The sequence below is a fragment of the Sutcliffiella horikoshii genome (assembly GCF_002157855.1).
Classification (GTDB): Bacteria; Bacillota; Bacilli; order Bacillales; family Bacillaceae_I; genus Sutcliffiella_A; species Sutcliffiella_A horikoshii_C.
Window position 1 is genome coordinate 2,299,777 of sequence record NZ_CP020880.1, and the last position, 11,696, is coordinate 2,311,472.

The 11,696-nt window shown below is 41.0% G+C and carries 14 protein-coding genes; 1 reads left to right on the forward strand and 13 read right to left on the reverse strand.

Annotated elements, in window-relative coordinates; genetic code table 11:
* Positions 1-42: 42 nt before the first annotated feature.
* From B4U37_RS11790 to B4U37_RS11850, 13 genes are all read right to left on the reverse strand, one after another.
* Positions 43-1,560 (reverse strand): aldehyde dehydrogenase family protein, encoded by a 1,518-nt coding sequence (locus tag B4U37_RS11790; RefSeq protein WP_088018390.1) that lies wholly within the window; start codon positions 1,558-1,560, stop codon positions 43-45.
* Between the two features lie 39 nt (positions 1,561-1,599).
* Positions 1,600-2,373, reverse strand: a complete 774-nt coding sequence (locus tag B4U37_RS11795) for an enoyl-CoA hydratase-related protein (RefSeq protein WP_088018391.1) — start codon at positions 2,371-2,373, stop codon at positions 1,600-1,602.
* Between the two features lie 12 nt (positions 2,374-2,385).
* Positions 2,386-3,165, reverse strand: a complete 780-nt coding sequence (locus B4U37_RS11800) for an enoyl-CoA hydratase/isomerase family protein (protein WP_088018392.1) — start codon at positions 3,163-3,165, stop codon at positions 2,386-2,388.
* Positions 3,158-3,466, reverse strand: a complete 309-nt coding sequence (locus B4U37_RS11805) for an EthD family reductase (RefSeq protein WP_010193977.1) — start codon at positions 3,464-3,466, stop codon at positions 3,158-3,160. Before B4U37_RS11805 ends, B4U37_RS11800 begins: the two co-directional genes overlap by 8 nt.
* A 92-nt stretch (positions 3,467-3,558) precedes the next feature.
* Positions 3,559-4,050: a 1,2-phenylacetyl-CoA epoxidase subunit PaaD gene (gene paaD / locus B4U37_RS11810; protein ID WP_088018393.1), complete on the reverse strand. Its 492-nt coding sequence runs from the start codon at positions 4,048-4,050 to the stop codon at positions 3,559-3,561.
* A gap of 42 nt (positions 4,051-4,092) precedes the next feature.
* Positions 4,093-4,914, reverse strand: a complete 822-nt coding sequence (paaC, locus tag B4U37_RS11815; RefSeq protein ID WP_088018394.1) for a 1,2-phenylacetyl-CoA epoxidase subunit PaaC — start codon at positions 4,912-4,914, stop codon at positions 4,093-4,095.
* Complete coding sequence (gene paaB / locus B4U37_RS11820; protein WP_425444111.1) at positions 4,911-5,195, reverse strand: 1,2-phenylacetyl-CoA epoxidase subunit PaaB; 285 nt, start codon at positions 5,193-5,195, stop codon at positions 4,911-4,913. Before paaB ends, paaC begins: the two co-directional genes overlap by 4 nt.
* Before the next feature lie 79 nt (positions 5,196-5,274).
* The gene (paaA, locus tag B4U37_RS11825; RefSeq protein ID WP_088018395.1) at positions 5,275-6,243 is read right to left on the reverse strand and encodes a 1,2-phenylacetyl-CoA epoxidase subunit PaaA; all 969 of its coding nucleotides are present in this window, start codon (positions 6,241-6,243) and stop codon (positions 5,275-5,277) included.
* Between the two features lie 87 nt (positions 6,244-6,330).
* Entirely contained in the window at positions 6,331-7,650 is a 1,320-nt protein-coding gene (locus B4U37_RS11830) for a phenylacetate--CoA ligase family protein (RefSeq protein ID WP_088018396.1), read from the reverse strand.
* Positions 7,651-7,820: 170 nt separating this feature from the next.
* The gene (locus B4U37_RS11835) at positions 7,821-8,987 is read right to left on the reverse strand and encodes a DUF2812 domain-containing protein (protein ID WP_088018397.1); all 1,167 of its coding nucleotides are present in this window, start codon (positions 8,985-8,987) and stop codon (positions 7,821-7,823) included.
* Between the two features lie 299 nt (positions 8,988-9,286).
* A complete protein-coding gene (bshB2, locus tag B4U37_RS11840) occupies positions 9,287-9,952 on the reverse strand; it encodes a bacillithiol biosynthesis deacetylase BshB2 (protein WP_088018398.1) in 666 nt (221 codons plus the stop codon).
* An 18-nt stretch (positions 9,953-9,970) separates the two neighbouring features.
* Positions 9,971-10,312, reverse strand: a complete 342-nt coding sequence (locus B4U37_RS11845; RefSeq protein ID WP_010193952.1) for a YojF family protein — start codon at positions 10,310-10,312, stop codon at positions 9,971-9,973.
* Between the two features lie 130 nt (positions 10,313-10,442).
* Entirely contained in the window at positions 10,443-11,039 is a 597-nt protein-coding gene (locus B4U37_RS11850) for an alpha/beta hydrolase (protein ID WP_088018399.1), read from the reverse strand.
* Positions 11,040-11,186: 147 nt separating this feature from the next.
* Here B4U37_RS11850 and B4U37_RS11855 point away from each other — a divergent pair, with 147 nt between their 5' ends.
* A complete protein-coding gene (locus B4U37_RS11855) occupies positions 11,187-11,690 on the forward strand; it encodes a hypothetical protein (protein WP_088018400.1) in 504 nt (167 codons plus the stop codon).
* The last annotated feature ends 6 nt before the right edge of the window (positions 11,691-11,696 follow it).

Consider the following 11,696-nt stretch of genomic DNA (forward strand, 5'->3'; position numbering starts at 1 on the left):
GAGGACCATGCCCCTTTGCTCCAAAGAAAAAATATATTCTAATTATACGCCAAACGGATTGAGCGGACGGTTTCCAAAATAGGAAATGATGCTCTTCGTTTCTGTGTAAAGATCAAGGGTTTCAATGCATAGTTCACGTCCGAAGCCGGATTGCTTGTATCCGCCGAATGGTGTTCCTGGGAATGCGGAGAATGGGCAGTTGACCATTACGATTCCAGCTTGAATCTGTTTCGCAACACGGGTTGCGCGGCCATGGTCTTTTGTCCAAATAGCTGAACCAAGTCCATATTCGCTGTCATTCGCAAGCTTAACTGCTTCTTTCTCATCGCTAAATGGCATTACAACCACTACAGGTCCGAAAATCTCTTCTTTTACCACTTTCATTTCGTGCGTAACACCCGTGATAATGGTTGGCTCATACCAGAAACCATTTTCATAGCCTTCTACTTTCGCCACTTTTCCACCTAAAACGATGTTTGCTCCTTCTTCTTTTGCAGATTGAACATACCCATCAATGACATCTAATTGACCTTGATTGATGATGGCACCAATATGGGTTTCCTTTGCAAAAGGATCGCCAAGAGAAAGCTTTTTCGCTTTTTCTACGAACTTTTCCATAAACGCGTCATAAATATCTTCGTGGACATACAGACGAGAACGCGCTTCACAAGATTGACCTGTATTATAGAAAATTCCAAATAAGGATCCGTCTACAGCAGCATCAATGTCTGCATCTTCAAATACTAGATTAGGAGACTTGCCGCCAAGCTCCAATGTTACTCGTTTAAGTGTTTGGGAAGCTTTCTCCATAATGTCTTTTCCGATTGGAGTAGAGCCTGTGAATGCTACTTTGTCTACTTGAGGATGCTCAACCAAATAGTTTCCAACTTCAGATCCGGCACCAGGGATGATGTTGACAACTCCCTCAGGAACTCCTGCTTCTACGCAGATTTCACCTAAGACAATGGCAGTTAGCGGAGTTAGGGTAGCTGGTTTTACAACAACGGAACAACCTACCGCTATTGCCGGGGCAATCTTCCATGCTGCCATCATTAATGGATAGTTCCAAGGAATGATTTGCGCACAAACACCTACTGGTTCTTTTTCTGTGAAGTTGTGGAATTGACCTGGAACATTATTCACAGATCCACGGTGTCCCACGATCGCACCTGCATAGAACTCAAAGTCTTCGATTGCTTGCATGACTTGCCCTTGGGCAGCTGCAAGGGATTTCCCTGTATCTAAAATCTCTAACTCTACCAGCTCGTTGAAACGGGAGCGCATGATAGAAGCAATTTTATTTAACGTTCTTGCACGCTTGTTTAAAGGGAACAGTTTCCACTTTCCTTTATCGAATGCTTGACGCGCTGCTTGGACAGCTTTCTCCGCATCTTCTTTTGAAGCTTTCGCTATTGTTGCAACCGCTTTTCCTGTTGCAGGGTTGTATGTGGTAAACGTTTCTCCTGTAGAACTGTCCATGCGTTGACCCGCGATAATAAGTTGATAAGTGTCTCGTTTCATATCAAGTTGTTCCATTTTTTGCTCTTTAACTGTAGACATACTCTCATCTCCTTTAAGTTTTCTTATATTTCAAATCAGTTATTTACCTTTGAAAGCCGGCTTTCTTTTTTCAATAAAAGAAGTTACCCCTTCTTTGTGGTCTTCTGATAAACCCGCAATTCGCTGACCATATGCTTCTTGTTCCAAATATTCTTCATACGTAACGCTCCAACTAGCTTGTATGGATCGTTTAATGAGGCCAATTGCTTGTGTCGGCATACTTGCAAGTTTGTTTGCAAAAGCTTCCACTTCTTCGTTCCAACTGTCTACAGGGACCACTTTTGTAACAAGTCCGAGTTCTTTGGCTTGCTCTGCTTTTATTTTCTCTCCTAAAATAGCTAACTCCAATGCTTTTGCAGTTCCTATTAACTTAGGGAGAAAATACAGATTTCCAGAGTCAGGTATCAACCCGACATGTATAAACGCCTGGACAAAGCTCGCTTTTTCAGAAGCAATTCGAAAATCACATGCCAAGGCGAGACTGAAACCGGCACCTGCTGCAACACCATTAACAGCTGCAATGACAGGTTTTTCACAACGGGCCAGCTGTTTCATCATCGGCCCATACCTTGTACGTAGCACATGTCCGTGATCCATATTTTCATCCACTTCTGCAAGGTCCTGGCCAGAGGAAAATGCCCTGCCCTCCCCTGTCATGACGATGGCCCGAACATTCTCATCTCCACTTGCTTGCTTTATTGCTTTCGTAATCTCTTTGTTCATCTGTTCTGTAAACGCATTCAATTTATCCGGTCGGTTCATGATGACCCATGCAACCTGGTTCTCAATTTCATATTTAATGGTTTCAAACATGGTATCTCCCCCTTAATCCCCTTCAAATTTAGGCTTGCGTTTTTCCTTAAATGCACGCATGCCTTCTTTTTGATCGTTGGATGCAAACAAAAGATAAAAATTCTTTCGTTCGTATTGCATCCCTTCATAGACGGAATAGTCCACTGCCTTATGGACAGATTCTTTGATCAAACGAAGGGAAAGAGGTGGTTGTTTTGCTATTTTTTTTGCAAAACGCATGGTTTCTTCTATTAATAATTCTTTTGGGATGACCCGGTTAATCACTCCATAGTGCAAGGCTTCCTTTGCACTCATTCTATCACCGGTGAGCAGCCACTCCATTGCTTTGGATTTCCCCATTAGTTTTGTCAATCTCTGGGTTCCACCAGCCCCAGGCATGACGCCAAGGCTAATTTCAGGAAAGCCGAATTCCGCATCATGAGCAGCAAATAGAATGTCACAGCACAGTGCGAGTTCAAAACCTCCCCCAAGGGCAAACCCTTGAACTGCACCAATTATAGGTTTCTTTACCCAAGCAAGGCGGTCCCATTCGGTGAATTGATTTAAGAGCTCCAGTTCAATGGCTGTAGCCTCTGCCATTTCATCGATATCTGCACCCGCCGCAAACGCGCGGCCGTTTCCAGCTAGGACCATGACTTTCACTTCATCGTTACGGTCAAAATCTTCTAAAACGGTCACAATTTCTGTCACCATCGGCCGGTTGATTGCGTTCAACACTTTTGGTCTATTGAGTTTAACGATGCCTATCGAGCTTTCAATGGAAACTTCGATATATTCGTACGTATTACTCATTCACTTCTTCACCAATCATCAAAGTGACAAGATTGCCGGCGAAGCTCATTAAATCCTTTCCAGATGCTTTCGCTTCATCCGTTCTCATCGCTTGCTTTAACGCGTCATGGCTATCGTAATACATTTCACACATTAAATAGTACTTGCCTTCTCCGCCCATTGGACTGCCTACGACTTTTGTTACTTCCATTTTGCGTAAGCCAGGGATTTTAGCAGTGATAGGTGCATGCGTGTCAAAGTAGTGCTGATCGAAAGCTTCCTTGTTTTCCGGGTGTTTGTAAAGCGCGATTAATTTTACCATTCAAAATCTCTCCTTTTATGGGCTCTGATTATTCTCAAAGAGCCGTTATTTATGTAATTGCCCAACAGAGTTTTTCTGTAAGGCAGGGGTACTTACATCATGGTTGAAATAGGTTTCATTGCTTCGAAAGGATTTTTGCATCCTTTGCAGTAAAGAATGCTTCTACAGGCGGTCGGGCCAAAGATGTTATCTAATGTTGTATAGGTCGATCCGCAATAAGGGCAATCCACATGCCATTCCCCGGAGTCATCCAGTGTTGGCGGTGGGGCAATTCCAAAATCTTGTAAATGAATTCTACCTTGTGCAGTAATGCGGTCAGATGTCCATGGTGGCTGATAGATGAAGTAAACTTGCACCTTTTTGAATAATGCTAAGTTATTAATCTCGTTTTCTACATTCTTTTTGATAATCTCCAGGGCTGGACATCCCATGAATGTAGGCAGCATCTGAATCGTCACTTCCTGATTTTTTACATCGATTGCTTCCACCATACCGAGATCGACCACACTGACAGAATCTATTTCAGGATCTTTTACTTGCTGCAGGGCATCCCAAACCTTCATGATATTTACTTCTTCCTGCATGATGTCATCATTCCTTTTTGTTGGGCTAAAAGGTGGATCAGCTTACCACACTGCTGCTGGATTGCTATTATAGACTTCGCTCAACGTTAAGAGGGCATCATCCAAATCCTTGGTATGGTCACCCTTCCTGCCGTTTCCACTTTTCATTCCCATATTGGCAGGAAAGCTCATTTCCACTTTCTCAAACATATTCGTCATTTCTTCTGTAAAGCGAAGGCGAATATCTCCCTCTGAATCTATTAGTTGGTGCTGTGTAATCTGAACACCACTAGGTCCTAATGACAGTACACCATCAAATTCTTCTAACACTCTATCAATGGCCGCTTTCATTCTAGTCTTAGCTTCACCATTTGCTGTACACAATTGTCTGAACCAGGTTCTCCAGTGCAATAAGTGATAATAAAGTTCCATATTCACTTTTACAGCCACATGTTTCAGAGGTTCATAGGAGGAATTTTTCAATGCCTCCACTTTAATTTTCTTGGCTTGTGTGTAAAAATAATGCCTTACAACTGTGTAAGCCCAGTCATATTTAGGTTCGGTGAGATAAGTACCGGATCCGTTCACTTTTTCCAACAGAACGGCGTTCACCCTATCTGCTGCTTTTCTTCCATGTGCAAGTGCATCCATATCTCCTTCGCCTAGATCCTCAAGCAGTTGATAATACATGGCAGCATGCCCCATCGTGTCTTGATTTATGGAAGAAAAAGCAACGTCTTCTTCAATATGCGGTGCAAGGCCCAGCCATTCCGATCCCCTGTAGGCAATAATAAAATCGTCGTCGGCCAGTTGATATAATAACGCTGTAAGGGCTTTATAATAGGATGCATCCTTTTTGGCTTCTTCTACAGTTGCTATATTCATCCTTTTTTCTTCCCTCCCCAAGACATGATTTCCTGTTCATCAAGCATCCCCTGCTCATAGTGGCGCCATTTTTTCTTCAAATACCCATAACCTTTCGTGTTTCGGTAGTCCTTATTGTCAATTCTCTGCAAAGATTGACGTTCTTCTTGAGACATCTTCCGAATATCACCGCGTTGTACCACCCAAATATCCACGGCAGGTTCCCGCCTCATAAAGTTTTCTTGTGCCATGACAAGCGCAATTTCTTTGTTGGGAGCAAGTAGACTGAACTGATATTGCATCGGAGCTGTGTGAGTTCTTTTACTAAACACTTCAAATTCTTTATAAAAGCCTTTTGTACTCAATTTTTAAGCTCCTCCTTCACCCTGCTGTTGTTTCGGAGCTTAACGCTTCACGAACCCATGCATTATTTTCGTGTGCAATCACTCTTAATCTCAGACGATCCTGTGATTTGGGGCCTTTATTTCTTATAATGTCTTTAAAGTTGTTCCAGTTGGGTTGTTTGTAAATCCATTTTTCTTCTTTTTCATCAAAATGCATCGTTTCATCCGGCAAAGTTAAGCCAAGCGATAACACTCTTGGGATGTATTTAGTGAAAAAGTCCTGGCGAAGTTCTTCATTGCTTTTGGTGCGGATATTATATTTCATGGTAATATCTTGCTTTGATGTACCAGTTGTCGAAGCATCTGCCGGTCCAAAGAACATTAACAAAGCTTCCCACCAGCGATTAATAGAGTCTTGAATCATATTTCTTTGCTCTTCTGTTCCTTCTGCAAGCGCCATAATAATAGCTTCACCGTGTTGAGCATGAAAAACTTCTTCTGCACATATTCTCTTTAATGCCCTTGCATATGGTCCATAGGATGCATCTAACATATTCGTCTGTGATATGATGGCCGCTCCGTCAACAAGCCATCCGATAAGACCTGCATCACCCCAAGTCGGTGCTTCCATGTGAAACACATTATGAAACTTTAAATCTCCTGAAAATAAATCTTGCATAATTTCTTCACGGGATTTCCCGTAAGGCTCCATCAAATCTTCCGCCACTCGCAACAGAAGTTGTCCGTGTCCCATTTCATCTTGAACTTTCGCCATGATCCCAAGCTTTCTTTTTAACGTAGGAGCTTTTGGTACCCATTCCTTCTCTGGAAGCGCTCCCATTATTTCGCTGATTGCATGCATCGAAATCAGTTTAATTAATGTTTTACGGTATTCTTCCGGCATCCAATCATCTGCTTCAATCTTTTCTCCCGCATGAATACGTTGCATAAAATGTTCATGTTTCTCATCTTCCGTCAAGCGGTCAAACGATAATGAGTTGGTCATTTTCGCCGCCTCCTATTTCTATAACGTTTATTTAACGTCATTATAATATAATGTTATACGTTTATCAACACTGAAAGTTCTGAACCTTTAAGAATGCGAAAACCTTCGATCGACAATACGAACCGCTTTTCCTTCAGACCGGGGGATAGATCTAGGTTCCACCACGCTTGCTTTTACATGAATCAAACATTTGGACTTCAAATCATATTCCACCTTTTGGGCAATGATCTTCATCATTTCCTGTCTTTTTACTGAGTCTGTTTGCAGAAATGTATGCGCTTGCATTTCTACCTGAACCTCGACAGTATCTAAGTTTTTCTCACGTGAAACGAAGATCTGATAGTGTGGTGCTAAATCTTTTATTTGCAATAATGTATGTTCAATCTCGGAAGGAAAGATATTAACCCCTCTAATAATTAACATATCATCAACTCTTCCTTTAACTCTCGACATTTTTGTTGTCGTCCGACCGCATGTACATGTCTCTCTTTTAATAGAAGCTATGTCTCCGGTTCTGTATCGAATGATTGGCATGGCTTGCTTTGTAAGACTTGTAAACACAAGCTCCCCTACTTCACCCTCTGGCAGTATTTCCATGGTCTTTGGATCTATTACTTCTACATAAAAATGATCTTCGGCAACATGCAGACCATCCTGCGCCTCATGACATTCCATTGCCACTCCAGGACCAATTACTTCACTTAATCCGTATATATCGCAAGCTTTAATTGCTAATTTATCTTCTAATGTTCTTCTCATCTCTTCCGACCAAGGCTCTGCTCCAAAAATTCCATATTGTAAAGAAGTCTTTTTTGGATTAATCCCTAAATCTACCATCCTGTCAGCAATGTTCAGCACATAAGAAGGTGTACCACAGATAACCGAAGGCTTAAAATCTTGGATTAATTGGATTTGCCTATCTGTGTTCCCGCCGGAAACCGGAATTGTGATCATCCCAAGCCTTTCACTACCATAATGCAGTCCGAGTCCTCCCGTAAAAAGACCGTACCCGTAAGCATTATGAAGGATTTTCCCTTTTTTTCCTTCAGCCATGGAAATGGCACGTGCTGCAATATCGCTCCACATATTTATATCTTCTTGGGAGTAGGCCACAACTGTTGGCTTCCCGCTAGTTCCTGATGAAGCATGAAGCCGTGTTATTTGACTTCGCGGAATTGCAAACAGTCCGAAAGGATAGTTCTCACGCAGTTCTTTTTTGGTGGTAAAGGGTAATTTGTGAATGTCATGGATGGTTTGAACATCAGAAGGTGTGATTGTAAAATTGGTTAATTTTTGTCTATAAAAAGGAACATGTTGAAAGACTTTCTGTACGGTGTCTCTCAACCTGGAGGATTGAAGGAGTTGCATCTCTGATAAAGATAGGGTTTCAGAATCATGTAAGATCATCGATATTTCCCCTTTCACTTTTTTAATATAACGAAATTATTCCGACATCATACAATATGTAATATTGTTCAACATCATTAAAATAACCTTGAAGGGGAGAAATGTCAACTGATAATTCTGAAGATTCTATTTTCATAATAAAAAAGCAGAGGCTATTAGCTCATCTGCTTTTACTCCGTTATTTTTTGTTCCATTGCATGAATGATTTTTTCAATAGATTCATTGCCAAAATAGGTAACATAATAGATAATATGACCCCTTCTCGAGAGGATTGAATTCTCTAATACGTACAGTTCATCAAATGCAGTTGTATTAGTAAGGGTAGCATCACCTCTATGAAGCTCTTCTTCCCTGTCAATTAAATGTTGGAATAGTCTTTCGGCTAAAAAATCGTTCCTCACAACATATTGACGCGAGGTCAAGGAAGGCCGGTAAGGTCCACTTCCATCTTCCCATTGCTCCCCTTCTACTTCGACAAGTTGATTGAGTTCGTTTTGCTCTGGTACAAGGATGCTGGAACTTACAGAGTAGAAATTGTCACGATTACTATCTTTTTCATAAACATAGGGCTCTTGATTGTTACTATCAGTAAAATCTTTCATCTGGACGACAGGTACTTCCCCTTCTGGAAGAGGTGGATAACTATTTGCCGCAGTTGTATTGCCCAATTTACTAACCTCATATAGGAAAACAACTACAAAAAACGTAATTAGGCTTAATCCTATTATCTTCTTTTGCCAATATTTTTTTCGAAAGTCAGACGCTGGTTGAATTCCTTTGTTGGAATGGAGTATGTTTATTAACTTATTTAAGTGGATTAGTCCCTTTAAAATCAACAAATTTATACCAAAGAAAATGAGGATTTGCACAAGTGGAAACAAAAATTCATCATCTAGATAATTTCTTACAGGATCTAATGTAAGCATGAATACAGCTAAAGCTATGCCTATCAATGTGAGTAAAGAAATGAAATATGCTCTTGTCTTTAAACTGCTTCTTAATAGTCTCAAAGACTCTGCTTGTTGGATTGGATCTGTATGTTTTTCTCTTTCGGAACTTTCAGGATTGTTTCGGAAAAAATGCAGGTGGCCTCTTGAAGCAACATAATTCCATCCTGCTTGTTCATATTGTTCCAGTTGTTCAGGATTTTGACTGATAGGTTCTTTAAAAATGTCTGTTTTGAAGGTAATTGTCTGAGGTACGGCTTTCTTAAAGTGTGCTGTCAGCCTTGTCATTTTTGTAAGTTCCCAGCCTTTTGTTGCCATATCAGAGAGCCATGCTTCTTGTTCGCCTATCTGCCATAGGTCCAACCATAATATCTTTTTCTTTATTTTCAAGTGCTAGTCATCCTTCCCCAATAGATCTTTGCTCTAACCTTAATAGTATATTAGAACGATTTGGGGGTAAAGGGAATATTTTCAAATAAGTGAGTGGTTAACTGGGGATGAGAACCCCTCTGCTCCTTTTTTCTTGTCATTCGGGTCTTTATACCTCCGATGAGGACTTCTCTCCTCCGTTTTCCTTGTCACTCATGTCTTCATGCCATCGATGAGGACCCCTCTTCTCCTTTTCCCTAGTCACCGAGGTCCTCATCACAAAAACAAAAAACCAGGAGCCCTGATCTCCTGATTTTTTCTTATACTTTATACGTCCAGAATGTTTCTCGGTATAACCAATCCTCTATTTCTGGTGCGTTTTCTTTTAACTGTTTCTCCATCAGCTCCACCCATCCGCTTGTTTGGGATTTGTGTGCTTTGATGGCTTTCAGCTTTTCTTCTGCAACGGATCGGATATCAATCATCACATCTGGTTCGCCTATCAGTTCTACGCTGTTTTTTAAAATAGCTTTTCCATAAACAGTTGGTCTGTCCTGTTCAGGAAGTCTTCTGACTGCTATGGCAACCGCATTACTCATAGCATCATGGTCAGGGTGAACGCCGTGTTCTGGGTAGAAAGTAAGGACCAAGCTTGGGTTCAACTCAACTAGCGCTTTATGAACTATGTCAGCAAGGTATTCTTCATCCTCAAACTCCAACGTTTTATCATGAAGGCCAAGCATACGCAAGTCCTCAATTCCCATGACTTTGCACGCATCCAATAATTCTTTTCTGCGCACTTCGGGAAGTGTCTCACGGTTTGCAAATAAGGGATTGCCAAGATTTCGTCCCATTTGCCCAAGTGTTCCGCACAAATAGGTAACTGGAACTCCGCTTTGGGTAAACTGTTTGATGGTGCCAGATGAGCTAAATGCCTCATCATCTGGATGTGGAAATACTACCAGTACGTGTCTTTCTGCTTCCATTCTTTTCTCTCCCTTCCCTTAAAATGGCTCCCGGCTGATTTGCAATGCCACAGCCAGTTTCCCTTCAGGATTTAAGCCAGCCAATAGCAGTCGATCTTTATCATCCACTTCATAATGTGTAACACCTTCTGCATAGACCCAGCCGTGTTGAAGCTTCAGTCCAATTCTATAAGGTCCGTTTCCAACTATTTTAGCACGCTCATAGTTCAATGGGACATTGCGTATGAATGCACCCACTGCTTGACCAGTATTGTGGTGGCCGGCATAGGCCCCGTTAGTCGTTTCCAAATGAACGAATACTTCCACATTTATCTGTTTGTCTAATTCGGCTTGCACATGTTTTTGGTCAATAATCTTCATTCTGTTCCTCCAAAGGTATGTACAGATTTTATTTCTAACTTCAGTTTAATATATGAAGCAATGGAAAGAAAATGGTTTGCTCATTTATTAACACGAAAGCGGAGTGAAAATTATCTCACTCCGCTTTCTTTCAGAAGGAATCATACCACTTTCTGGATGCTTGGATTTCTGAGTGTGTTAATTGATGTCCTTGATATTCCCAGTGAACCTCGACAGTTGATCCCGCTTCTTCTAGCAACTTGCTTAGTTCTTCCGTTTCTGCTGCAGGACAGATCGGATCATTTTTTCCAGCCCCGATAAATACAGGAGTTTTGCTTAAGTCTGGAAGTTCAAGTCCTCTTCTTGGAACCATTGGATGATATAACACAGCAGCCTTTAGCGTGTTTTTGTAATGGAAAAGCAGGCTGCCGGCAATATTGGCACCATTGGAATAGCCAACAGCTATGACATTAGTTCGATCAAATTCATACTTTTCCGCTGCTTCATCTAAAAATTCATGAAGTTCTTTTGTACGAAAGATCAAATCTTCTTCGTCAAACACCCCTTCTGACAAACGCCTAAAGAAACGCGGCATGCCATTTTCGGATACATTACCTCTTACACTTAGTACAGATGCTTGAGGATCAATCATATCCGCTAGGGGAAGAAGGTCCTGCTCCGTTCCTCCTGTTCCATGCAACAAAAGTAACACTCGGTTATTGGTCCCTTTTTTAAATATATGTTTCATAATCAGCCACTCCTCCTCTGATATATCTTGAATTCGAGATTAATTTAGTATAGTAAAAAAACGGGTGAACGTCAAACAATTGGTTCTAACATATTCCGCTAAAGGAGAATAGTTTAAAGTAAGAAAAGTCTTTCTGGAGGGATTACTATGCTACCTTGGAACAAGATGTTTCCATTTCCAAAGGATTACATGAAGCAGGATATATTTAAGCAAACAGATGTGGAAAACTGGATGTCAAAAGCAATGCAAGGAAAATTGCCACCAAATACACAAACATTTGGTTCCACCGATTTTTTTGCACAGTCTTTCGATTTACTAAGATCTGCTCAAGCAAAAAAGACCAAAAAGAAGAAACCTGGATTTGAGGCAAAAGTATTTGAAACCCACGAAGAAGTATTTGTTCGATTTTCCGTTGCATCTGAAGATCAGCTCTCCCAGATTAAAACATCTCATAATACGACTACATTATTTATTGATAATATACCCTCTCACGGGGCCAAACAGACCATTCCTCTACCATGCATGGTCAAAGGGAATAGCTCCAAGGCAAAATATCAAGATGGAATTGTGGAAATAAGAATACCAAAAGAAACAATAGTCCCTATTACCAAGGTACCAATAGAAATTATTAAAACAATACCGAAAAAATAGAAGGTG